Annotated in this window: 23 protein-coding genes; 20 read left to right on the forward strand and 3 right to left on the reverse strand. The window is 56.7% G+C overall.

Annotation, left to right across the window (positions count from 1 at the left end):
* The first annotated feature begins 34 nt into the window (after positions 1–34).
* From Pan181_RS09730 to Pan181_RS09770, 9 genes are all read left to right on the forward strand, one after another.
* Entirely contained in the window at positions 35–1,252 is a 1,218-nt protein-coding gene (locus tag Pan181_RS09730; RefSeq protein WP_145246638.1) for a protein-L-isoaspartate(D-aspartate) O-methyltransferase, read from the forward strand.
* Between the two features lie 310 nt (positions 1,253–1,562).
* Positions 1,563–2,540 carry a TIGR03000 domain-containing protein gene (locus tag Pan181_RS09735; RefSeq protein WP_145246639.1) on the forward strand — a complete coding sequence of 326 codons (978 nt, stop codon included), beginning with the start codon at positions 1,563–1,565 and terminating at the stop codon, positions 2,538–2,540.
* A gap of 246 nt (positions 2,541–2,786) precedes the next feature.
* A complete protein-coding gene (locus Pan181_RS09740; protein ID WP_145246142.1) occupies positions 2,787–3,875 on the forward strand; it encodes an IS630 family transposase in 1,089 nt (362 codons plus the stop codon).
* Between the two features lie 62 nt (positions 3,876–3,937).
* Entirely contained in the window at positions 3,938–4,687 is a 750-nt protein-coding gene (locus tag Pan181_RS09745; RefSeq protein WP_145246640.1) for a hypothetical protein, read from the forward strand.
* Positions 4,680–5,669 carry an HTTM domain-containing protein gene (locus tag Pan181_RS09750; RefSeq protein WP_197529110.1) on the forward strand — a complete coding sequence of 330 codons (990 nt, stop codon included), beginning with the start codon at positions 4,680–4,682 and terminating at the stop codon, positions 5,667–5,669. The genes Pan181_RS09745 and Pan181_RS09750 overlap by 8 nt, the downstream gene beginning before the upstream one ends.
* 131 nt (positions 5,670–5,800) lie before the next feature.
* A complete protein-coding gene (locus Pan181_RS09755) occupies positions 5,801–6,451 on the forward strand; it encodes an alpha/beta fold hydrolase (RefSeq protein WP_145246642.1) in 651 nt (216 codons plus the stop codon).
* Positions 6,452–6,608: 157 nt separating this feature from the next.
* Positions 6,609–7,616 carry an aspartate-semialdehyde dehydrogenase gene (locus tag Pan181_RS09760; protein ID WP_145246643.1) on the forward strand — a complete coding sequence of 336 codons (1,008 nt, stop codon included), beginning with the start codon at positions 6,609–6,611 and terminating at the stop codon, positions 7,614–7,616.
* A gap of 1,160 nt (positions 7,617–8,776) precedes the next feature.
* Positions 8,777–9,949, forward strand: coding sequence for a hypothetical protein (locus Pan181_RS09765; RefSeq protein WP_145246644.1), 1,173 nt, complete (start codon positions 8,777–8,779; stop codon positions 9,947–9,949).
* Between the two features lie 182 nt (positions 9,950–10,131).
* Complete coding sequence (locus Pan181_RS09770) at positions 10,132–10,695, forward strand: hypothetical protein (RefSeq protein ID WP_145246645.1); 564 nt, start codon at positions 10,132–10,134, stop codon at positions 10,693–10,695.
* A gap of 190 nt (positions 10,696–10,885) precedes the next feature.
* On the opposite strand, the gene Pan181_RS09775 is transcribed toward Pan181_RS09770, so the two are convergent.
* Complete coding sequence (locus tag Pan181_RS09775) at positions 10,886–11,788, reverse strand: redoxin domain-containing protein (protein ID WP_145246646.1); 903 nt, start codon at positions 11,786–11,788, stop codon at positions 10,886–10,888.
* A gap of 162 nt (positions 11,789–11,950) precedes the next feature.
* Between Pan181_RS09775 and Pan181_RS09780 the strand changes: the two genes are divergently transcribed.
* The 3 genes from Pan181_RS09780 (at position 11,951) to Pan181_RS09790 (ending at position 14,733) form a co-directional block, all read left to right on the forward strand.
* Complete coding sequence (locus tag Pan181_RS09780) at positions 11,951–12,613, forward strand: Uma2 family endonuclease (protein ID WP_145246647.1); 663 nt, start codon at positions 11,951–11,953, stop codon at positions 12,611–12,613.
* Entirely contained in the window at positions 12,610–13,383 is a 774-nt protein-coding gene (gene truA / locus Pan181_RS09785; RefSeq protein WP_197529111.1) for a tRNA pseudouridine(38-40) synthase TruA, read from the forward strand. The genes Pan181_RS09780 and truA overlap by 4 nt, the downstream gene beginning before the upstream one ends.
* A gap of 408 nt (positions 13,384–13,791) precedes the next feature.
* On the forward strand, positions 13,792–14,733 hold the full coding sequence (locus Pan181_RS09790) for an IS5 family transposase (RefSeq protein WP_145244898.1): 942 nt from the start codon (positions 13,792–13,794) through the stop codon (positions 14,731–14,733).
* 250 nt (positions 14,734–14,983) lie between these two features.
* Here the strand turns inward: Pan181_RS09790 and Pan181_RS09795 are convergent, their stop codons facing one another.
* The gene (locus Pan181_RS09795) at positions 14,984–16,072 is read right to left on the reverse strand and encodes an IS630 family transposase (protein ID WP_145246142.1); all 1,089 of its coding nucleotides are present in this window, start codon (positions 16,070–16,072) and stop codon (positions 14,984–14,986) included.
* Between the two features lie 137 nt (positions 16,073–16,209).
* On the opposite strand from Pan181_RS09795, the gene Pan181_RS09800 reads away from it, so the two are divergent.
* A complete protein-coding gene (locus Pan181_RS09800) occupies positions 16,210–16,398 on the forward strand; it encodes a hypothetical protein (RefSeq protein ID WP_145246649.1) in 189 nt (62 codons plus the stop codon).
* A 56-nt stretch (positions 16,399–16,454) separates the two neighbouring features.
* Here the strand turns inward: Pan181_RS09800 and Pan181_RS09805 are convergent, their stop codons facing one another.
* Positions 16,455–16,841, reverse strand: a complete 387-nt coding sequence (locus Pan181_RS09805; protein ID WP_145246650.1) for a hypothetical protein — start codon at positions 16,839–16,841, stop codon at positions 16,455–16,457.
* A 176-nt stretch (positions 16,842–17,017) separates the two neighbouring features.
* On the opposite strand from Pan181_RS09805, the gene Pan181_RS09810 reads away from it, so the two are divergent.
* From Pan181_RS09810 to Pan181_RS26035, 7 genes are all read left to right on the forward strand, one after another.
* Positions 17,018–17,863 carry a serine/threonine protein kinase gene (locus Pan181_RS09810; RefSeq protein WP_145246651.1) on the forward strand — a complete coding sequence of 282 codons (846 nt, stop codon included), beginning with the start codon at positions 17,018–17,020 and terminating at the stop codon, positions 17,861–17,863.
* A 77-nt stretch (positions 17,864–17,940) separates the two neighbouring features.
* Positions 17,941–18,915 carry an acetyl-CoA carboxylase carboxyltransferase subunit alpha gene (locus Pan181_RS09815; RefSeq protein ID WP_145246652.1) on the forward strand — a complete coding sequence of 325 codons (975 nt, stop codon included), beginning with the start codon at positions 17,941–17,943 and terminating at the stop codon, positions 18,913–18,915.
* A gap of 77 nt (positions 18,916–18,992) precedes the next feature.
* Positions 18,993–19,514 (forward strand): hypothetical protein, encoded by a 522-nt coding sequence (locus Pan181_RS09820; protein ID WP_197529112.1) that lies wholly within the window; start codon positions 18,993–18,995, stop codon positions 19,512–19,514.
* Between the two features lie 135 nt (positions 19,515–19,649).
* Positions 19,650–20,732: a rolling circle replication-associated protein gene (locus Pan181_RS09825; RefSeq protein ID WP_145246654.1), complete on the forward strand. Its 1,083-nt coding sequence runs from the start codon at positions 19,650–19,652 to the stop codon at positions 20,730–20,732.
* Positions 20,713–21,357, forward strand: coding sequence for a hypothetical protein (locus tag Pan181_RS09830; RefSeq protein WP_145246655.1), 645 nt, complete (start codon positions 20,713–20,715; stop codon positions 21,355–21,357). The genes Pan181_RS09825 and Pan181_RS09830 overlap by 20 nt, the downstream gene beginning before the upstream one ends.
* A 226-nt stretch (positions 21,358–21,583) precedes the next feature.
* Positions 21,584–21,853 (forward strand): hypothetical protein, encoded by a 270-nt coding sequence (locus Pan181_RS09835; protein ID WP_145246656.1) that lies wholly within the window; start codon positions 21,584–21,586, stop codon positions 21,851–21,853.
* A 166-nt stretch (positions 21,854–22,019) separates the two neighbouring features.
* Positions 22,020–22,382: a hypothetical protein gene (locus Pan181_RS26035; protein ID WP_197529113.1), complete on the forward strand. Its 363-nt coding sequence runs from the start codon at positions 22,020–22,022 to the stop codon at positions 22,380–22,382.
* Positions 22,383–22,420: the final 38 nt, after the last annotated feature.

Consider the following 22,420-nt stretch of genomic DNA (forward strand, 5'->3'; position numbering starts at 1 on the left):
CTACACGAGCGACCCATTCGCCCGCCTTTCGATCATGAATGCCATAAAACTCCAGTACTTTCTCGTTCTCTTTAGCTGCTTCGCCAGCTCCATCGGTCATGCGCAGTCGCTCAGCAATTGGGAACAATTGTGCGACTTGATGGTCGACGAAGAGGTGGCCGGCGCCGGCATTGAGAACGAGCGGGTCATCGCGGCCATCCGCCGCACGCCGCGTCACGAGTTTGTGCCCCGCGCCCAACGCGCCCGGGCCTACTACGACATGGCGTTGCCGATTGGCTCGCAGCAAACGATTTCGCCGCCGTTTATCGTGGCGTACATGACCGAGCAGATCGACCCGCAACCTACGGACCGCGTGCTCGAAATCGGCACTGGCTCCGGCTACCAGGCGGCAGTGCTGAGCCCGTTGGTCAAAGACGTTTACTCGATCGAAATCGTCCCCGAACTGGGCAGGACCGCCGCGAAGACGCTCAAGCGATTGAAGTACGACAACGTGCACACGAAGATCGGCGACGGATTTCAGGGTTGGAAAGAACATGCCCCGTTCGACAAGATCATCGTCACCTGTTCGCCAGAGAAGGTCCCTGATCCCCTCGTCGAACAGCTTGCCGAAGGTGGGTTGATGATCGTGCCGGTCGGCGAACGCTACCAGCAGAACCTGTACTTGTTCCGCAAACGCGAAGGGGAGCTTCAGTCCGAAGCCCTGCGGGCGACGCTGTTCGTTCCGATGACCGGCACCGCCGAGGACCAGCGACAACTGCAGCCCGACCCCACCCGCCCAGAGGTAGCCAACGGCAGCTTCGAAACCGTGGTCGGCGAGAAAGAGCTTCCCGAAGGCTGGCACTACTTGCGTCAGGCGACGGTCATCGAGAACTCGGCCGACGCGGCCGACGGCCAGCGGTACATCCATTTCGCAAATGAGGAACCAGGCCGCGGTTGCCGTGCCCTGCAGGGGTTTGCCATCGACGGTCGCGAGGTCTCGAAGCTGTCGGTCAAGTTCCACATCCGCGGCAAGTCGATCCGCCCAGGGCAGGATCGCAACCAATGGCCGTATGTCGCGATCACGTTCTACGACAAGCGTCGCAGGATGCTAGCCACCGAGGCGATTGGTCCCTATCGCGATTCATTCGAGTGGATTCATGTGCTGCGCGACATCGAAGTTCCGGTTCACAGCCGCGAGGCGATCATCCGCATCGGCCTGCTCGGCGCGACCGGCGAGCTCGATCTCGACGGCATCGAAGTGTCGGCGGAGTGAAAAAAGCTTCATAAAATCGCACTTTTTATCTCGACAGACCAAACCTCGTGGATTTCCCACCCAGCACAATCGGCTTTACCACTCTGACCCGCGGTTTTTACGCTATTTGCTTGATTTGAAGCAATCAACTGGTATTCTTAGTTGTCTTTGTGGGGGCACTGTGCCTGGCGCGAATCGCTAACCCGTGAAGCGTTTGGGTAAAAATTCCAGCGACTCAGTTCGAGCCGCGGCGCTACACTACCGTGACCTCCGCCCTAAGCACGGTTTTGGTTTTTGATTCGACAGGTGAAACAGGGAGTACCAATTCGTTATGAAGCAGATCACCACCGCGTTCGCTCTCATTGCAATGCTCGCACTGGCTGGCCAGTCCGATGCATTCTGGGGATGTCATGGTTGCTACGGCTCGACCGGCAGCTATGGATCCTACGGTAGTTACGGCCGTACCTACACGGTTTCGTATGGCTCGTCTGGTAGCTATGGCTCGACCGGCTCCTACGGTAGCTACGGTTGCTCGGGTTGCTATGGCCACTATGGCTTGCTGGCTCGTATTCACGATCGTATTGCCGCCCGTCGCGCTGCACGTAGTTGCTATGGCTGCTACGGCTGCAGTGGCTACACCGTGTCGTATGGCTGCAGTGGATGCTATGGCTGCAGCGGCTCGTATGGCTCGTCTGGTAGCTACGGAACTTACAGCACACCGACCTACATCGAAACCACGACTTCCGATTGTGGTTGCGCCGACAACACGCCGGCCACCAAGTACGAGTCGTACGCTTCGACCACCACCGGCAGCGGCACCCTTCGCGTGGAAGTTCCCGCCGATGCCAAGGTGTACGTGAACGACTACCTGACCACCAGCACCGGCACCGAGCGTCAGTTCGTGTCGCACGGTCTTGAAGCTGGTCGCAGCTACTCGTACGACGTACGCGTCGAGTACGAGCGTAACGGCGAAACCGTGACCGAGTCGAAGCAGATCACGCTCATCGCCGGTGGCGAAGAGCTGCTCGCCTTCTCGGCTCCCGCTGCGGTGGAAACCGTCGCCACGACGCTCAAGCTGAACGTTCCCGCTGAAGCCAAGGTAACCCTGGCTGGCGCTGCCACTCAGCAAACCGGTACCGAGCGTGAGTTCGTGACCACCAAGCTGGCTGCTGGCCGCGACTGGTCGGACTACAAGATCGTGGTGGAAGCCAACGGTCAGAAGCAAGAGAAGACCATCACCCTGCACGCAGGCGATGTGACCTCTCTCGACTTCCACTTCGGCGAAAACGCCCTGGCGCTTCGCGACTGACTCAAGCCCAGCCGCCGACGCCCTCGCAGGCTCGGCCTGGCAACAAGTCGACCCAGCCACCCTCGACCGCATGGTTGAGGGTGGCTTTTTTTGTGCCGAAACCGCAGGGCAGGGGGGTGGGCTACATTCAGCCAGCCAGGTCCCGCATAATTGGCCTTGGGGTAAGCTAGGCATTTTTGGTAGTTATACGCATTCTAAAGAAGAGCTGCGCGCTTTCTATTGCGCTTTCCTATTCCCCCCATCATAATGCGACTTTCCGAGAACATGGAGGTCGCGATGAAAGTGGCGGGGCATCTTCCGCTTGCGGAGTTAAAGCGATTGGAGCGTGTGGAGAAGAACGTCAATCGCTCCAAGCGGTTGCGGATTCTGATCTTAGGTCACGAGGGCTGGACGGCCCCCGCTGTGGCAGCCGCTGTTGGGCTATCGCGACGGGCGTGCCAGGAGTGGGTCGCCCGATACAATCGACACGGGCTGGCGGGGCTGGACGACCACCGCGGTGGGTCGTTGAACCTGCCACTCACAGCCGACCAAGAGCAGACGTTTCGTGAGCGTCTCGCGGCAGGGCCAACGAGCGAAGACCTTGTCTGCTCGTTGCGGGGCAAGGACTTCCAACGCATCTTGGCCGAGGAGTTCGGCGTGAGGCGGTCGTTGCCTGCGGTGTACTGGCTGCTACACCGATTGGGCTACAGCTACCTGCGTCCCAGGCCGCGTCATCGCAAAGCAGACCCTGAAAAGATCGAGGCGTTCAAGCGGGAGTGGCCTGAGCGAATCAAGGAGATCGCCGCGGAGCATCCCCATAAACAGCTGCGGGTCTACTTCCAGGACGAATCACGGTTCGGACAGCAGGGGACCAACACCAACCTGTGGGCCGAGCGGGGCTCCCGACCGACCGCCGTCCGTCAAACCGAATACGAATACTTGTGGGTGATTGGGGCGGTCTGCCCGGAAACCGGACACGCCGAGGGCCTGCTGAGCCCGCAACTGAACACGAAGATCATTAACTCGTTCTTGGAATCGTTCTCCGAAACGATCCCCGAGGGCGAGCACGCCGTGATGATCTGGGATGGCGCCGGCTTCCACACCAGCAAGGCAATTCAGGTCCCAGAAAACGTGTCGCTGGTGCAACTGCCGCCCTACAGCCCTGAACTTAACCCAATCGAAAACCTCTGGCATTACCTCAAAAGCCACTTCTGGAGCAACCGGGCCTACGACGACTACGATGACTTGGAAGAAGCGGCCATGACCGCATGGCGGACCGCCGTGCTCAACGAAGAACTCATCAAAACCGTCTGTGCCGCCCCGTATGTTGATGGCGGCTCAAACGCGCAGGTTTAAATTAGAATGCGTATTACTCCTTTCTAGCGTTTCTGGAGCGACACGAACCTGGTAGGCAAAGCATGAGCACCGGCGGCAAGAAGGAGGAAGCCCCTCCCAAGAAGAAGCGGTCGACCGACGATTCGGCGGAGCCGACCGAAGGTCCGAGCCTGTGGGTTCGCGTCCTGCTGACTCTGGTGCTGGCGTTCCACGTGTTCATCATCTTCTTCTATCCTTTCGCTTACAGCTCGAAGCCTTCGCCGACCGCCACGGCGATCGCCCGCTCGCCGTGGCTTCGCTGGTATGCCGAACCGCTCTATTTGAATCATGGCCATGGTTTCTTTGGTCCCGATCCCGGGCCGAGCATGATCGTGGAATACGAATACCAGGTGGTCGACGACAAAGGTCAGGTCATCAAGCAAGGCGAAGGGGTACTGCCCGACGCCGATCGCATGTGGCCGCGACTGCGGTACCACCGTTACAAAATGCTGGCCGATCAAGTGGAGATGCCTCATCCCGATATTGCCAATCGCCGACCGTACGTGCTCACGCGTTTCGCTCAGCAACTGGTTCGCCAGTACAATGCTGAGTCGGTAACGGTCACCGAAAAAGTAGTGGGCATCGTCCCTTACGAGGAATGGCTTGGCCAACCCGATCTGGCAATCGAAGGACGCCCGATCGACGACCCCCAACTCGTTCAGCAGCAGATTCGCATCACGCAAACCAAAGCCGATGTCGAAGCAGCCGACGCCAAGCTATTGGGCTCGGCCGAGGAGACCCCCGCGCCCGGAACTCCTGTCGAGACCATTCCCGAAGGAGTCCCCAATGAATAGCCTGCGCGATGCTCTTGGTGAGTACTGGTGCGATGTGTGGGACGCCTGGAACCGATTTTGGTTTACCGCGGTCTCGCCCAACACCCTCTCCGCGATTCGTGTATTCGCGGGAGCCATGCTGTTTTACACCCATTTGGTGTGGTCCCGCGACCTCTACTCGTTCTTCGGCCCCAACGGGTGGTTGCCAATCGACTACTTCCGCGTCGAACATGGACCCGCGGCCGAAGGAGAATGGCCCAGTTTCGCTTGGACACTGTTCCAACACCTGGAATCTCCCTGGCTGATCTGGCTGGTGCATATCGTTGCGCTCACCTGTTTCTTCCTGTTGATGATCGGACTGTTCAGTCGATGGGTCGCAGTGCTTAGTGCTTTTTTTGCCATCATGTATGCGATTCGCGTTACCCCCGGGGCGTACTTCGGCCTCGATAAGGTGAACTGCATGCTCGCGCTCTATCTCATGCTCGGGCCGTGCGGCGCCCGTTACTCGCTCGACCGACTCTGGCGCATCCGCTCCGGCGGCAGCAGCGACGTGCTCGATAGTTGGTCGGCCAATCTGGCGATTCGTTTGATCCAACTTCACATGTGTTCGATGTACCTGTTCGCGGGACTCGGCAAACTCGAAGGCGTTACCTGGTGGACAGGGGAGTCCATTTGGCTGTCGATTGCCAATACTGGCTATCAGTCGATCGATGTCACCTGGCTCGGCCATTTTCCGTGGTTGCTCCACCTGCTGGCCCACTCCACGGTATTTTTCGAACTGTTTTATCCGTTCCTCATTTGGCCACGGTTCACCCGTCCCTGGCTTTTGGCCACAGCCATCGGCATGCACCTGTTCATCGCTCTGTGCATGGGCATGATCACGTTCGGGCTGGTGATGCTTATCGGCAACCTGGCATTCGTCTACCCCAGCACGGTCTGCAAGGTGATGGACCCCCTCGCCCGACGAGTCACCCTGTTCGTGCTGGGCGAGCAGACCGAATAGCAGCACCCCCCACGAATTGCGGGATACATGTCTCACATGGCAGCACCCGCCGAGCCAGGAACGTCGCTGCGAATATGCTACGCTCGCGTAAGTTTCGTGAGAGCTAATTCGCTTCCTTTCGTGATTATCGCATGTCGATCGACTCTCCTCCAATCTGCTTACTGCCCGGCGTGGAGAAGAACTACCCAATCTACTGTCGCATCTCTCCTTCGCTGCGGAATGCCAGACACGTCGAGTACCCCTCCGTTGAACGGGGGGAGCGCTTAGGCGAGTTCGCCGCGCGAGTCGCAGATTCGCTCCCACAAGCATCGATCCTCGTAGGTACCTCGTTCGGCGGAGTGCTCGCTCAACAAATCGCCAGCATCTTGCCAACGCGAGCTTGCATACTGATCTCCAGCATCCGTGGCCCGCATCAGCTGCCATTCTTCTACCGCCTTGGTCGACTAGTGGGACACGCTGGCACCATGCGGGTGCTCGGAGCCGCAAGCGGTCTCGGGTCCACTCTCCCCAGTAGGTTTCACCACCGCTGGCGGGCGAGCGTCGGGCGTTTGTCGCTCTGGCATCATTGGGCGATGGCATCGCTCTGTACCTGGAACCCTCCCGCTCCTGCGATGCTCCCGCCGATCTGCCAAATCCATGGCACCTGTGATACCACGTTTCCGATCCGCCATATCGACGCCGATGTCGTGGTGCAGGGTGGGCGTCATGCATTGCCGGTTTCGCATCCGCAGGAGGTACTTCAGGCGATTCACTGTTATGTCCAGCAGCTCGATTCCGGTTAATCGCCGGGATTTGGCCCCCATCATCCGCTAGTACGAACCGCTCAGGCAATTTATACTGGTCGATCCCTCTGTAACCCCCGAACCAGGGCAGGGCAGGGGGTGTCACTCGCTTCATAGCGGGTGCAGGTCGGTTTTCTGTTGCTTTGGGAGCTTTTCCGTGTTCGATTCGATTGCCATCGTAGGTGCCACCGGTGCGGTGGGTAAGATTATTCGCCAACTGCTTGTCGAGCGTGACTTCCCCTATAAGAAGATCACCTTCCTGGCTTCCGCCCGGTCGGCCGGTACGACCATCGAGTTCAAAGGCGAGCAACACACGGTCAAAGAACTGACCCCCGAAGCGTTCGACGACATCGACCTGGCGATCGGCAGCACGCCCGACCCCGTGGCCAAGGACTTTGTGCCGTGGGCCAAGGAGCGCGGCTGCGTGGTGGTCGACGAAAGTGGTTTCTGGCGGATGGATCCCACGGTACCGCTCGTCGTGCCGGAAGTGAATCCCGACGCCGCGCTGAGCCACACCGGCGTGATTGCTAGCCCTAACTGCTCGACCACCCAAATGGTGCTGGCGATGAAGCCGCTTCACGAAGCCGGCAAGATCCGCCGAGTTGTGGTCAGCACCTACCAGGCGACCAGCGGCGCCGGCGTTGCCGGCCAAGCCGAGCTGGTCGACAGCAGCCGCGCTGCCCTCGAAGGCAAGCCAGTCGAGAACAAGACGTTCGCCCACTCGATCGCTTTCAATCTGATTCCGCAAATCGGTTCGGAAAAGCACGAAGGTTACACCTCGGAAGAAATGAAGATGGTGTTCGAAACGCAAAAAATCTTTGGCGACGATTCAATCAAGGTTTGCCCCACCTGCGTGCGGGTGCCGGTGAGCAACTGCCATAGCGAGAGCATCCTGGTCGAAACCGAGAAGAAGATCACCGTGGCCGAAGCCCGCGAGTTGTTCGCTGCCACGCCTGGCATCAAAGTGATCGACAACCTCTCGGCCGGCGAGTACCCGATGCCCAAGGACTGCGACGGCGACGACGCCACGTTCATCGGCCGCATCCGCGAGGACCTCTCCTGCGAAAACGGCCTCGCGTTCTGGTGCGTGAGCGATAATCTCCGCAAAGGCGCGGCCACCAATGCGGTGCAAATCGCCGAACTGCTGGTAGCCAGCAGCAAGTAATCGGGCGCAAGTCTGGTGCTAGCAAAACGCACCAGACTCCCCCTATTACCTCCGGCAGCAGTGCCCGATTGGTACTTTGCGAATAGATTCCCAATTTTCCCACACGTGGGAAAATTGAATCTCGCGCAACTCTACAAAACCAGCGGTTTTCACACCGAAATAGATTCCCATTTCCCAAAACGCATCGAGTGGGAATCTATTTTCACGCTGCGCACTTATCGCAAGTCGTTTGTAGCCATCTACTTACATCAACACCTCCGCGATAGTTGCCCAAAATAGATTCCCACCCATGGGAAACTATTCTGGGTTGAGAGTTAGGGGTTGGGAGTTGGAAGTTAGAAAGGATAGTAGGGTGGGTCCAGGAGCTTCCAGCGACGCAGCCCCACCACCGCATTACCCACACGCGCAGCAGTGAACGCCCACGCAAGCAACCCTTCGCCTGCGCGTTGCTAGAAGTTCGATCTCACGAAAAGCGTCACCTCACACAAACCTCCAATCACTAAACTCCTATAGCCGGGAGCTGATAGCCCCCTCCACCTGTCCATTAGAACACCATCGGTGGCCAATTGCGAGTGAAAAGCTGGAAAATAGCAAACAGGCAGTAGGCGAATGATATTTTCCCTCCCACTCACAGCTATCGAGTACCAGGCCGCTCTCTCCGGCTAGCTCCGCCCGAAAACCAGTAAGTGGGGCCGAGTTGGTTCACAGCCGCTGAGAACGAAGTCAACCGGCTGCAAATGGTAACTCATGGAATTGCAGTCAGAGGAAACACCACTGCATCAGAACTGTTCGAGCAGCTTCTGCTCTCCCAATTCAGTAGCGAGCCGCCTATCGCATGAAACCAGGATGTCTACGTGGGGCCGCGGCGACTTTGCCGCTATTTGTATTGACTGGCAGTTGGATGGGGATAAGATGTTTCCATGACAAAAGTATCGTCGTTAGGTAAAACTGTTATCGTCGTATTACATGACACAAGCGAATGCATGTATCATCTTCCTGTCTTTAAAGTACGATACGGCGGTGCGTTGTAGACTTCGTGTTACCGGGCTAGGAAGAAAATTTTCGCTGCTCCGATCAGAAGGTACTCAGACAACCTAGAGACGCTTCGTGATTTTGTTTCACTAGTCCACCCCGTTTTAGACCAAGCACACAAGGACGCGTTGGGATCGGACCCGAGCGCATTCGCGCCCGCACTGCTCGCAATCTCATCGCTCGCCTCCGAAGACCTCCAGCTGGATGAGGAGTTCAAATCGAAGCTTACAAGTGAGTTTGATGGAGACATCCATATAGAAGTTTCCGAAGATGGTGACCACCAGAAATCTGCTAAGATCAGCATCGATGGGCCTGGAGAACATGCCTTCGACGAGCTAATGAAGAAACTGACTAAGCGTTCCTACCAAACGGGGCTCCTTTATCAAAACTCTCTCATATCGCTAGTCAGTTCAGCCGAGTGGTTTCTGTCACAGCTACTCCATCTTTTTTTTGAGAAGTACCCTGATGCGGCACAAGTATCAGACAAGCAGTTGCCCCTGAAGGAACTGCAGACAATCGGATCTGTGGATGAGGCACGCTCCTATCTGATTGACCTACGAATCGAAGGTGTATTACGCGGTAGCTTCAGCGATTGGACAAGTTTTCTGAAGGATACACTCAAATTGTCGATGGGATACCTGAGTGACTTCGAAGACAACCTAATAGAAGCTTGCCAGCGCAGACACCTCCTCGTTCATAACGGCGGGATTATGAATAAGATCTACCAGAACAAAGTGCCGGAATCAGTGATGTCGAAGGTTCCGGTTGGTATGCCCATTCAAATACTTCAGGGATATCTTGATCAGGCAATTGACAAATTTGAACGTTTCTTATTGCTAGTTGCGTTCGAACTATGGAAGAAAATAGCACCGGATGATGTTGAAAGAGCAGGTGTAATTCTAGAATTGAGCTACGACCACTTGTGTGCCGAGCGTTGGCAAATCGCGGAAAACTTGTCGTACTTTCTTGCCGGCGACATGAAGCAACCTGAAATCGCCCGCCTGACCGCACGAATCAATTATTGGCAAGCGTTGAAATGGCAGGGCAAATTCGAGGATAAACGGCGTGAGGTGGAAGATGAAGATTTTTCCGCCAAGGAGGAGAAATATACTCTGGCCCAAGCAGCGCTTCTAGATGATGAAGACCGGTTTTTCCAGATACTCCCCGGCATACTTGAATCAAATAAACTCACCTATGAAGATCTCAATGAATGGCCATTGTTCAGGTCAATGCGTGATACAGATACTTTCAGAAACATATATGCCGCCGCGCCTGAGGTAAACGCCATAGATCCCCAATAGCAATCCGTTGCACATGGAGTTCCGGGCCGCACGGGGTCATAAATCAATGTCGTTCGACGCGATCCGGTAAACATAACAATTCTCGCTAATGGAATCCAAAACATGTCGATCAACTTCACCAGCTTGCTAATTTTCATTGGGATTTACGTCCTTCTCGCAACTCTCCGCGAAGTCAGAAGCAAATGACGGATAATACACTTGCAATTGAGTCCGCCATTACCCGCGCAGGCTACATAAACACCGTCCTCGTTGGCGGCGTTTTGTTTGCCGCGACTGTCTGTCTAATCAGAAACCGCAAGAAAGATGAATTCGAATTGCTTGGCGTAGAAATGCCCGTCAAATTCTTCCCTACTCTTTCCATGGGATACACGGTTGCACACATCTACTGCACATACTTGTTTTCGCAACTCTGTTGCACACTCGGGATGAACCTGGATGTGTGGAATGCCTTGACCTATAAGGGACCATTCATCTTTAATGGAATGCTGCCTCGTAACGCAATTTGGTCACTCGAGTTCAACGGCATATCCATTCCTATGTTGACGTCAATACATACCCTTGACCCAACCCTTTGGCTATTCTATTCATTTATTGCGATCGTGTATTTTGGGTTTCTAGCCTCAGCATCAGTCGCTGGCTATTCCAAACGAGCGTCGCACCTTCTCGCGGCGACGCTTGTTTTTATAAACTGGCTAACTGGATCGGTATGGGCAAATTCGGCCAGCTTGCTTCAAGCAACATCGTAGATCACAAGACAACAGAATATGAACCGAAGCGGCCAGCACGACGCAGCCAATCCACCGAGTATCTATGCGACGCATCATCGACTCCTTCAGGAACAAGCGACCAACTCCTCTCCTCCTGCAAATCATTGACCTTAGTATCGCCCGAACCTGGGTGGCTGGCAAGCTTCGTGTCGAACTCCTAACCGTTCGCCTACTTAGCCAACTCCCGATCCAGCAGCTTGCGGAGCTTAGGAATCTCCTCCTCCCAGCCGCCGGTCCATTCGTAGGCGATCACTCCATCTCGCGAGATTAAAAAGGTCCGGGGAATCGCCTGGGTGGCGAACTGGTCGTACACCGCGCGGTCGGGGTCGGGCGCTAGGGGGAAGGTCCATTCGTGCTGCTCTTGGTAGGGCTTGAGGATCTCGGTGGTCTCTTCGCGGCCGACGACGTACAGGCGGAAGTCGGGGTGGTGTTGGTAGTCGTCCCACAGCGTTTGCAAGTGAGGCAATTCCGTCTGGCAGGGGCCGCACCACGTGGCGAAGAAGTTCAGCACGACCACCTTGCCTCGCAGTTCGTCGGAACGAATGGCAACACCGTCGAGGGTGGTGAATGCAAACTCGGGCACCGGGTCGCCAATGGTAACGAGCGTGCCGGGCTGGTTGTCGTGATGGATGACGGTGAGGTAGGGGAGCAGCAGCGTCGTGACGTGCGGGGCGAGGCCAATCGTTAGCAGCACGATGGCCAATAGCGACCGTCCTAAAGTTTGGCGACGCTGGGGACCGCCCGGCGAGAAGACCGACTTCGCCGCGCGGACGAGGGCCACGCTCAACCCCATCGCGAGCAGCAGGGCGGGCACGCCAAACAGCAGGGTGGAGAGTGTGGTCCTCTCGTGACTGTAGAGGCCCACCATGACCGACGCCTGCATGCCGAAGTAGATGGCGAACACCACCAATGAGAACAACGCCCGCCGCCATAACGTGCGACGGCGCGACTTATTCGACGGCAGCAGGGCAAAGATGGCGAGAATCACCGCCAGGCAGAGCGCCACGATGGCAGCGGTGGTCATTACCCAGTCGGCATAGACAAACACGCGAAACGCCTGATGGGGATCCATACTCGCAGCTCCTGAAGGGCAGGGGGGCACCCCCGAAATGATAAGCTCCACGGCCAATGCGGGACACCAGCCACTCTAGCCCTTCGTTGGCGGGTGAGGATTCTTGGGGTAAAATAGAGTGAACGTAAGAAAGGGACCCTGCCGCCCCCCACTGAGTGAACAATGTCAATCGCCCACGAAAACGCTGCCACCAACACATCCGCGATTCCCTCCCTGTGGGAAAACGGCATCACTCTGCAAGGGGTAAGCTGGGAGACTTATGCGAAGTTCGTCGATAGCCTCGGCGACCGACGGGTGTTCGTAAGCTACGATCGTGGTTTGATGGAGATACAAACGGTGAGCCCTTCGTACCCACACGAGTATGGCATTGACCTGCTAGTTTCGCTGATTCACGTGATTCGGTTCCAGCGAGGGACGGCCATTGCGGGTGGAGGTTCGACAACGCATCGCCGCGAGGATCTTGAACGAGGCGTGGAACCTGATGCTTGTTTCTGGATTGAAAATGAGCCCAAGATGCGAGGCGTCAAAGAACTCGACCTCAATGAAGTGCCGCCCCCCGACTTGGTCATCGAAGTCGATATCCACTCCAGCTCCGTCGACCGTATCGAGACCTTCTGCAAACTGGGTGTTCCCGAAATCTGGCTCATTCGTGACGAGCAGCTGTACTTCCTCGTGGTCGATGGCGATCAATACGCCGAAGCGTTGACGAGTCGCAGTTTTCCGTTTGTCGATTGTGCTTCAGTAAACGAAGCCCTCAAGGCAATTGAAACACTTGGCGAGAGCGAAGCCCTAAATCAGCTCCTAACCAAGCTCAAACTGCGGTGAACGAATCTGCTCCCCCTCCGATGCGCTGGCTAAAACTCACCGTAGCCTACGATGGCACCGCGTACGCGGGGTGGCAGTTTCAGCCGAACGAGCCGACCGTGCAGGCGGCGTTGGCCGACGCCTGGCGTGCGATAACTGCCGAGGACGCGACGCTCACCGCCAGCGGGCGGACCGATGCGGGGGTGCACGCCGTGGGGCAGGTGGTCGGCGTATCGACGGCTAGCCAGTTGCCGCACGAGCGACTGCGGCAGGGGCTCAATGCCAAGTTGCCGGACGACATCGTGGTGACCGAGGTGGTCGACGCGCCGGCCGGATTCCATGCAACGCACGACTCGCTGCGCAAACTTTATCGCTACCAGATCCACAACTCGCGGGTGCGGCCGCTGATGGACCGGCGGTATCGCTGGCACTTGCCACAGACCCTCGACGTGGCGGCCATGCAAGCGGCGGCAGCGCACCTGGTGGGCCGGCACGACTTCGCCTCGTTCGAGACCACTGGCTCCGAACGCAGCTCGACGGTGCGCACGATTATTCGGGCCACAGTAGAGCAGGGGGGCAGCGGAGGGGAGCAAGTCGACATCGAAGTGGAAGGGGATGGCTTCCTCTACAACATGGTCCGCGGCATCGCCGGCACGCTGGTCGAGGTCGGCCGCGGCGCCCGCCAGCCCGACTGGATGCTCGAAGTGCTCGCCGCCCGCGACCGCCGCGCGGCAGGCCCAAATGCACCAGCGTTGGGGTTGGTGCTGGTGCAGGTGGTTTACGCGGAGTGAGGAATGGGAGTGGCAGATTTCATTGGAGGCATCGACTGCGATGGGGTGGAAATCCGATTGGCTATACCAACTTGTCTTTTCTGAAATCGAATCCGTTTGGCAGAGGGCGCAACGATACGATGAACAACTTGGGCCCCCGCCGGAAGAAATGAGAGTGCGAGAGTTTCGTGAAGCCGACTGGGATGGACCTCACTGCAAGGGGCAAGTGTCAAATCAGTGGCTTTGCAACCCCAATGGGTGGGAACAAGTTGAGCCATTTGACTACCAGGCGCCAACAACGCGAAAAGCTTACTACAACTTCGGCTCGGCAAACTTCTCTATCGATTGGCCTTGTTGAACAATTAGTCACAAACCTCCGTAAAAACTAACGTGGAATGGAACCACGTACCTTTTTTACGGAGATCGAACATGGCTACGAAAGAAAAACGAACCTACAAAGTCACGAACTGGAAGGAGTATAACAAGTCGCTCATCGAGCGTGGAAACATCACTATTTGGTTTAGCGACGAGGCGTTGGAGAACTGGGAACATCCTAACGACCAGACAAAAGTCGGTCGCCCTTTTGTCTTCAGCGATACGGCGATCGAGTGCTTGCTGACGATTCGCGAACTGCTGAAACTTCCCTATCGGCAGACTGAGGGATTCGGCCGCTCGCTGGTGGCGATGTTGGGCGTCGAGGCAGCGATTCCCAATTATTCTTCGCTCGCCAAGCGAGCCAGCAAGCTGAATGTTTCGCTCGATATCGCTAACAAGAGGGGCGACATCGATATCGTGGTGGATAGCACCGGCATGAAAGTGTTTGGCGAGGGCGAATGGAAGATGCGGACGCATGGCAAGTCGAAGCGGCGGACATGGCGGAAGCTGCATTTGTCGGTGAATCCTGACACCCGCGAGATTGTGGCGGAGATTTTGACCGAGAACAGTTGCCACGATGCCGATGCGGTTCCCGAAATGCTGGAGCAGGTGGAGCAGCCCGTAAAAAAGTTTCACGGCGACGGTAGTTACGACAAGTGGAAGGTTTATGAAGGGCTGGAATCCGAAGGCATTGAGCCGGTGATTCCGCCGCAGCACAACGCCAAGATCAAACAACATGGCAACTCTGCGGAGGAGCCTTTGCCCCGGGACGAGGCAATTCGTCAGATTCGACGCAAGGGGCGTAGGAGTTGGAAAGAGGAAGTGGGCTATCATCGTAGAAGCTTGGCGGAAACGACCATGTACCGAGTGAAACAAAGCTTTGGGAGCCATCTCAAAAACCGAGTATTCGAAAACCAACAAACGGAAGCCCGCTTGCGCTGTAAAATCATCAATCAATTCACCCAACTCGGGCTTCCACAGTTCGAGTGGAGTTAGTCAACAAGGCCCTATCGATTCGTCACGCAAGCACGTACTCATTGAGTACGTGCTCGGTCCGCATGATGGACGCGGTTATGTACTCGAAGTAGTCGGGCAGGGGGAGACCGGAAAGCTGCGTCGTTCGGCGCACAACACATGGATTTCCTAACATTGTTTACTACAGACTTCCCTGATGAAGACAGATTCTCCCTACGAGTCATAGCTCGTCGGCTGGATTGGATGCGATTCATCTAATACGCATTCTAATTTAAACCTGCGCGTTTGAGCCGCCATCAACATACGGGGCGGCACAGACGGTTTTGATGAGTTCTTCGTTGAGCACGGCGGTCCGCCATGCGGTCATGGCCGCTTCTTCCAAGTCATCGTAGTCGTCGTAGGCCCGGTTGCTCCAGAAGTGGCTTTTGAGGTAATGCCAGAGGTTTTCGATTGGGTTAAGTTCAGGGCTGTAGGGCGGCAGTTGCACCAGCGACACGTTTTCTGGGACCTGAATTGCCTTGCTGGTGTGGAAGCCGGCGCCATCCCAGATCATCACGGCGTGCTCGCCCTCGGGGATCGTTTCGGAGAACGATTCCAAGAACGAGTTAATGATCTTCGTGTTCAGTTGCGGGCTCAGCAGGCCCTCGGCGTGTCCGGTTTCCGGGCAGACCGCCCCAATCACCCACAAGTATTCGTATTCGGTTTGACGGACGGCGGTCGGTCGGGAGCCCCGCTCGGCCCACAGGTTGGTGTTGGTCCCCTGCTGTCCGAACCGTGATTCGTCCTGGAAGTAGACCCGCAGCTGTTTATGGGGATGCTCCGCGGCGATCTCCTTGATTCGCTCAGGCCACTCCCGCTTGAACGCCTCGATCTTTTCAGGGTCTGCTTTGCGATGACGCGGCCTGGGACGCAGGTAGCTGTAGCCCAATCGGTGTAGCAGCCAGTACACCGCAGGCAACGACCGCCTCACGCCGAACTCCTCGGCCAAGATGCGTTGGAAGTCCTTGCCCCGCAACGAGCAGACAAGGTCTTCGCTCGTTGGCCCTGCCGCGAGACGCTCACGAAACGTCTGCTCTTGGTCGGCTGTGAGTGGCAGGTTCAACGACCCACCGCGGTGGTCGTCCAGCCCCGCCAGCCCGTGTCGATTGTATCGGGCGACCCACTCCTGGCACGCCCGTCGCGATAGCCCAACAGCGGCTGCCACAGCGGGGGCCGTCCAGCCCTCGTGACCTAAGATCAGAATCCGCAACCGCTTGGAGCGATTGACGTTCTTCTCCACACGCTCCAATCGCTTTAACTCCGCAAGCGGAAGATGCCCCGCCACTTTCATCGCGACCTCCATGTTCTCGGAAAGTCGCATTATGATGGGGGGAATAGGAAAGCGCAATAGAAAGCGCGCAGCTCTTCTTTAGAATGCGTATAAGTCCACCTTGATCCAGCGTCGCGTCACCTACTGTCTTGCGAATTTTCTGAACAACCACTTTACAAGCAAGTTTCATGGACTCTTCCTTCACGGCATCAGAGCAGGGCTTCTTTCTCGGCCTTTATCGCTGCGCGGTACTGGAACAAGAGAAACTACCTGACAGCTTTCGCAAGGCCTTGCAACAAGTCGAGCAACTCATTGCCGAACATGGCGAAGCCATTTTTTATGAACTTCCCAAGCGGTGGAGAGAGTTGGTAACCTAGCGAGAAGACTCGGCAGAAGTTCCTATTTTTGTGCACTCATCGCTTCCCACAGCTAGCTACTCCTCGTCCCCGTACGCCTGGCGCTCGAAATAGTTGTCGCGGTAGGCTCGGCGGCCGGTCCACCAGGCGACGAGCGAGCACCATCCGTAGGCCGGCAAAAACAGGGGGCCCCAGCGTTCGTATTGCCGAACGTGCACGTGCTCGTGGTCGCGGACCAAATCGAGGGCAGTGGGGGTGGTGCCGAGAATCGTGTGCCCGAGGGTCAGGCCAAACACCTGCCAGCGGTCGAGCAGCCACTGCGAGAATCCGCCATGAAACTCCAGAACTCCGCGACGAATCTGCACTCTGCCGCCGGAGATCAGGGTCAACAATCCCGCGACGAGCCCCAGCAGCGAATTGGGCCCGGCCCAGATTAATCGCAGGAAACGCAGTATTTGGTCCATTTCGGCAAGTTCACGCAGCAGGCAAGGGGGGCGAATGTTCTCACTTTATCGGTTTGCAACGACTGGATAAACTATAAGGACGGGCAATTCGCCCGCGCGTGATTCATGGTTTCCCGTATCGCCAACCGAAAGGCAGCCGCGTGGCATCAGGCAACGAGTTCGTCGGAAATTATCGCATGTTCCATCTGATACGCGCAGGCGGTGTCTATCAGATCTGGGCGGTGCGCCCGATGTCCGAGAACAAGCTGTACGCGATGAAGTGGCTACCGCCGGGCGAAAAGTACACCCGCCGGGCGCTCACCGAGCTGCGGCATGAGTTTGCGGTAGGCAAGACCCTCGACCATCCCGAGGTAATCAAGACCTACGACTTCCAAACGACCAACAACGGGGCCTACATGCTGCTGGAGATCTACAAGTCTCCCAATATGAAGCAGCGAATCGTCACCGACCCGTTCGATATCAAGTGTCGCGCGAAGGAGATATTAATTAATTGCGCGTCGGGACTGGCTCACATGCACGAGCGTGGCTGGGTGCATCGCGACGTGAAGCCCGATAATTTCCTGGTGGGCGACGACAGCGAAGTGCGGGTGATCGACTTCAACCTAGCTCGCAAAATCAAAACGGGACTCAGCAAGATCTTCTCGGGCAAGGCTCAGGTGCAAGGCACCCACAGCTACATGGCCCCCGAGCAAATCCGCGGCCAACACGTCGACCCGCGGGCCGATGTTTACAGCCTGGGCTGCGTGGCCTACGAACTGTTCAACGGCAAGCCGCCGTTCACGGCCAACTCGTTCCAGGAACTGCTGACCAAACACCTGAAGAGCAAGCCGCCAGATCTAACCGTGATCGACAAGAACATCACGCCCGAGTTCGCTGCTTTTGTACAGCGGATGATGGCCAAGGATGCGAACGACCGTCCGGCAACGATGAAAGACGCGCAAATGGAACTTCGCTCGCTGCAGTTGTTCTACTCGCCGCCGAAACCACCCAAAACAGCTGAACACCACGAAGAGGAAGCTTAGCGTCTGCCGACCGCTCACCAGCGGCGACTTCGCGAGCACCTCACTTAACGACAAGATAAATCGAGAAGACCAAAACCATGGCTAGCACCTCCTACCAACTTGAGTTCGAAAGTCCACTGCGAGAACTCGAAGACACCATCGCCTCGCTCGAAGCCGACAATCAGGACTCCGGCGAAGTTCGCGACGAACTTCGCGCAGCCCGTAAAGCACTGCTCGACAAGACCCGCGAGATCTACGGTTCGCTCGACGAATGGCAAACGGTGCGCGTGGCTCGTCATCCCGATCGGCCGATGTTCACCGACTACGTCGATTTGATCTGCGATGAGTTCGTCGAACTGCATGGCGACAAGTTCTTTGGCGACGATCGCGCGCTGCGAACCGGCTTCGCCAAGATCGACGAGTTCAAAGTGATGATGGTCGGCCACCACAAAGGCAAGACACTCAAGGAACGCAACGAGTGTTACTTTGGCTGTGCTCATCCCGAAGGCTATCGCAAGGCGATGCTCAAGATGAAGAAAGCCGCCAAGTATGGGCTGCCCATCATTTGCTTGATCGACACGCCGGGCGCGTACCCAGGCATCGGCGCCGAGGAACGCGGTCAGGCTCAAGTGATTGCTGAGAGCATGCTGGAGATGTCGCGGCTTGAGACCCCGATCATCTGCATCGTGATCGGCGAAGGTGGCTCCGGCGGCGCGCTGGGCATCGGCGTTGGCGACCGCGTTGCGGTGCTCGAGTTCTCGTACTACTCGGTGATCAGCCCTGAAGGTTGCGCCGGCATCTTGTGGAAGAGCCACGACTTCGCCGAGAACGCTGCCAAGGCATTAAAACTCACGTCGAAGCATTTGAAGCGATTAGGGGCCGTCGACGACGTCATAGAAGAGCCAACAGGCGGTGCCCATCGCGACCATTATCAAATGGCTGCGCGGATGAAACAGTACCTGGTGAAGACGCTTCGCGAACTCACCGAAAAGCCAACCGACACGCTGCTCGAAGAACGCTACGGCAAGTTCCGCCAGATCGGCATGTTCGTCGAGGAGACGGTCGCCGGCTAAATCTCCTCAACATAAGGAGGCGTGCGATGTGTCGTTATCGTGTGACTCGATGGTTAATGTTGCTACTCCTGTGCGCCATGGCTGGCTGCTCGTCGCTGACGACCACCCAGCCGTTGGGCAAACCAGCTTCCGCTTTGGACACCAGGAAGCTCGCTGGCATCTGGCTCACGCCAGAGAACGAACCGATGTTCGTTCACCATGTTGTGGACAATCGGCTTCGCGTGGCAGGAGTCGATTGGGATGACGACGAACCCCAGCTCCGAAAAATGGAGGTCCTGGTCACCACGGATGACGACCGAATGTACTTCAATGTGTTACCACCGCAGCCCGAGGAAGAATCAGACGCGCCAGACGAGTACACCATTTATCGCGTGACTCCGTCAGAAGGCGACATGCTTGTGCTGAGGATCTTGAATATCGAGACCTTCGCCAAGGCGGTGGAGAATGGCCAGCTCAGCGGCACCGTGGATCGCAATGAGAACAATGTGCACGTCAAACTGACGCCGAAGGAATCCGAGCTGGACGACTTCGTTTCGCCCGACAAAGCGGCCGAGCAATTCATCCTCGATGGTGCCATAGTGCTACGCCGTTTGAAATAGCACAACAGCCAAGCAGAGTGACCCTACAAGCCAGGGCACCCGGTACGCAACGTCCGATAATCGCCGTGAAGAATGTCACCATGCGGCACCGTCAGAGTAGGGCGGTGTGCATGGTGCAGACAAGATGTCTGCATCGTGCTTTTACACGATGTGAAAGACATGATACTTCTCAAGCACAAGCGGTGCGAATCTTGGCTGCATCCTGTTGATTGCCAAGCTGTCGCGGCTCGTTATTTTCATCGACTCTACGAACGTTGCCGAGGTCGTCGGCGGCTGTTCATTACACTCACGTATGATCGGAAGCCCTACAAGTCGGCTGCCGATCTCTATCGTGCCCAGTCCGACGAGAAGCACGTCGCCATGTTCATGCGGCGTCTGTCACGCCATCTCAAGAAGAAGCTCACAGGGAAGTGGGTTTGCAAGATGGAGTTCCAGGAGGGGGGCTGGGTTCATTTTCATCTGCTGTTACTCGATGAGACGTTCATCCCTCACGAGGACTTAATGCGTCTGTGGGGTCACGGCTTCGTCGACGTTCAGAATGGGACGAAGGGCAAGCTCAAGTACTTGTGCAAGTACGTCTTCAAGGATGGGAAGATTCCGGCCTTTCTCCTGTTTGAACGGCCGCGGTCGGTCAAGATCATCCGCACGAGCCCAGGCTTCTGGCCGAAGGAGAACCCCGAGACCGAAGCCGAGCGGGCTGCCCGGCTGGAAGATGAGCGTATCTACCGCGAGTATGGCCCGCCCCCTCCACAGCAAATTCCTGGCTATGAGTGCATCGGTGCCCGCGTGTCGCGGCCACGGGAGACGCTCGCCAAGGTAGGCGACAAGGTCTGCACCCTGAAAGTGGACCTTGGTGCGTTGCTGAATGTCCTGATGAATGCCGGCGTATGCATTCAGGAGGCTCCGGAGGGGGCGGGGTGGCTGGCCGTCGATTGTTCGTTCGATAAAGTGCTGGCGAATCTGCGGACCGCCCAGCGGCTTGGGGAGTGCGGTCCCGAGCAGGGGCCCCGAGCCGCTGGGCGGCCGCGAAGCGGCCGACCATTTCACTTGATAGAAACCGGAAATCGTGACACAGGACCACGCACCGTGCGGGAGTTCCTGCAAGCGGTCTTCCGGCTTCCTTGGGTCGATCAGTGGTTCCGCGAGGATGCGGAATCGTCCATTAGGCAACCGGGGGGCAATTGGAAGGAGTCGAACTGTGCAACTGCGGCTGTCTGAGGAGCAAAAGGACTACGTTGCCTCGTTGTATCGGTGGTCCACTGGAGTGAAAGCACGATTACGGTATTGGCTTCCAGACGCAGCAGATCAAGAGGATGCGTTTTCGGGAGCGTTATTGGCGGTTGTGCATGGCATTCTTGCCGGTACGTGGACGAAGCCAAAGCCGGAGGAGGAGTTCGGTCGACTCATGTACTTAGCAAAGCAGTGGCGATGCGAGCAGTTGCGTAAGCGGCATTGGGTCGACTGCGAACTTCTCGACGAGTTTGATTATCTCGATCCGGAAATGTGGAGAGACGAACCACTTGAACATCGGGAACCTTGTAAGTCGTATCGGGTGTTCTTGGAGGAGGTCGAGAACCTTCCAGGATCGAAGCGGTTGTTAATGCAAGTCGTGCTTGAACTGTGGAAAAACAACGCAGTACCGGTGCGTGAATTGTTTAGTAGCAAGTGTGAGGAACTGCGAACGGCGTTTAGCCTGGCTCTCGGTCGTGAAGTGAAAGAGAAGACCTTGCAAGAGGCAATCAGAATCAGCCGCCGGCGGCTGTACTCGGCATTACTTCGCCGAGGAGTCATGTCGGGCGATCTGGTTGACATGCGGGTCAGGAATGGCAAGCAGTTCATTTAATCGTTTAGGTAGTGCCAGGAGGTGTAAGCAGTTGGGGGTTGCCTCAACTGAGTTAGCGAGTGGTGCCAAAGGGTCCGGGGAGGTCGCTTCCCATGTCTTTCCCGACCAATTCCCGGCCCTTTGGTTCCACGTAGCGGCCTTGGCTGCCCGAAGGTGAGGCAACAGGGTCCCGAACTGCTTGCACCTCCTGGTGCTACCGACTGTTACCCTTTAAGGAGTGTTGAAAATGGGATTTATCTCGATCTGGCAGATCAAAGGCGTGGTCTCAGAGGTTCGCGAACTGACGAGCCAAAAGAATCCGAATTGGCGTGGTTACGTCGCCAAGATTCAGACGCTTGGTTCGACGTTCGAAGTCAACGTCGAAGACGAAACAACCTGGAAATCACTGGAGACCGGAGCCGGGTACGACTTCTCGGGCAATCTCACGAATAACAATGGTCGCATTCGCCTGGAGCTTGTTCACGCGAAGGCACTACGGGAACCAGCAGCGGCGTAAACCGAGGTATAGCGTCGGCTCTCGACCTGGGGAACCGATCACAAGGGGAACCAGGTTCGGGAGTGATTATCATGGATGATGACGTAGTGGTGCTTGTGGCTACTGTGTTTCTATTAGGCGTGGCCCTCGGGTTCTTACTGGCGGTCCAATACGTAGGGTTCTGAAAATGGATTATCAACAGATACTGACGGATGTACTTGGTTACTCGTTAAGTAGTTTTGAAATCTTTCTGCTCGTGATTATCACTGGTCTGTGGACTGCTCTTTATGTGGGTACGATTCGTCTTAAGTTGGCTGGGTGTCGAACCTCTGAAGAAGAGCAGGAACATTTCGCGGGTTGGCCTCCTCAAAGTCCTGGGTGCGTAGCGGTTGGAACCGCCTGTGGGTTGTTTGTTGGGTGCGTACTCGGTTCGACATTGGTGGCAATTGAGGCCATCATGGAGCGTTTTGGATGTGGCCAGTGGGAAGCCTTCCGACGACTCTTCTCGGCTATGATCGAATCTTTCGGGAGCGTGATTCAACTGTGGTAAGACCGTATCGCAAAGATGGGTATCAGCACCGTGTACCG

It is taken from the genome of Aeoliella mucimassa (assembly GCF_007748035.1).
Classification (GTDB): Bacteria; Planctomycetota; Planctomycetia; order Pirellulales; family Lacipirellulaceae; genus Aeoliella; species Aeoliella mucimassa.

What these genes read in the sequence shown, in the direction of transcription:
- Pan181_RS09730 (WP_145246638.1), top strand. Translation starts at nt 35, where the DNA reads ATGAATGCCATAAAACTCCAGTACTTTCTCGTTCTCTTTAGCTGCTTC.
- Pan181_RS09735 (WP_145246639.1), top strand. Translation starts at nt 1,563, where the DNA reads ATGAAGCAGATCACCACCGCGTTCGCTCTCATTGCAATGCTCGCACTG.
- Pan181_RS09740 (WP_145246142.1), top strand. Translation starts at nt 2,787, where the DNA reads ATGCGACTTTCCGAGAACATGGAGGTCGCGATGAAAGTGGCGGGGCAT.
- Pan181_RS09745 (WP_145246640.1), top strand. Translation starts at nt 3,938, where the DNA reads ATGAGCACCGGCGGCAAGAAGGAGGAAGCCCCTCCCAAGAAGAAGCGG.
- Pan181_RS09750 (WP_197529110.1), top strand. Translation starts at nt 4,680, where the DNA reads ATGAATAGCCTGCGCGATGCTCTTGGTGAGTACTGGTGCGATGTGTGG.
- Pan181_RS09755 (WP_145246642.1), top strand. Translation starts at nt 5,801, where the DNA reads ATGTCGATCGACTCTCCTCCAATCTGCTTACTGCCCGGCGTGGAGAAG.
- Pan181_RS09770 (WP_145246645.1), top strand. Translation starts at nt 10,132, where the DNA reads ATGACGGATAATACACTTGCAATTGAGTCCGCCATTACCCGCGCAGGC.
- Pan181_RS09775 (WP_145246646.1), bottom strand. Translation starts at nt 11,788, where the DNA reads ATGGATCCCCATCAGGCGTTTCGCGTGTTTGTCTATGCCGACTGGGTA.
- Pan181_RS09780 (WP_145246647.1), top strand. Translation starts at nt 11,951, where the DNA reads ATGTCAATCGCCCACGAAAACGCTGCCACCAACACATCCGCGATTCCC.
- Pan181_RS09790 (WP_145244898.1), top strand. Translation starts at nt 13,792, where the DNA reads ATGGCTACGAAAGAAAAACGAACCTACAAAGTCACGAACTGGAAGGAG.
- Pan181_RS09795 (WP_145246142.1), bottom strand. Translation starts at nt 16,072, where the DNA reads ATGCGACTTTCCGAGAACATGGAGGTCGCGATGAAAGTGGCGGGGCAT.
- Pan181_RS09800 (WP_145246649.1), top strand. Translation starts at nt 16,210, where the DNA reads ATGGACTCTTCCTTCACGGCATCAGAGCAGGGCTTCTTTCTCGGCCTT.
- Pan181_RS09805 (WP_145246650.1), bottom strand. Translation starts at nt 16,841, where the DNA reads ATGGACCAAATACTGCGTTTCCTGCGATTAATCTGGGCCGGGCCCAAT.
- Pan181_RS09810 (WP_145246651.1), top strand. Translation starts at nt 17,018, where the DNA reads ATGTTCCATCTGATACGCGCAGGCGGTGTCTATCAGATCTGGGCGGTG.
- Pan181_RS09815 (WP_145246652.1), top strand. Translation starts at nt 17,941, where the DNA reads ATGGCTAGCACCTCCTACCAACTTGAGTTCGAAAGTCCACTGCGAGAA.
- Pan181_RS09820 (WP_197529112.1), top strand. Translation starts at nt 18,993, where the DNA reads ATGGCTGGCTGCTCGTCGCTGACGACCACCCAGCCGTTGGGCAAACCA.
- Pan181_RS09835 (WP_145246656.1), top strand. Translation starts at nt 21,584, where the DNA reads ATGGGATTTATCTCGATCTGGCAGATCAAAGGCGTGGTCTCAGAGGTT.
- Pan181_RS26035 (WP_197529113.1), top strand. Translation starts at nt 22,020, where the DNA reads ATGGATTATCAACAGATACTGACGGATGTACTTGGTTACTCGTTAAGT.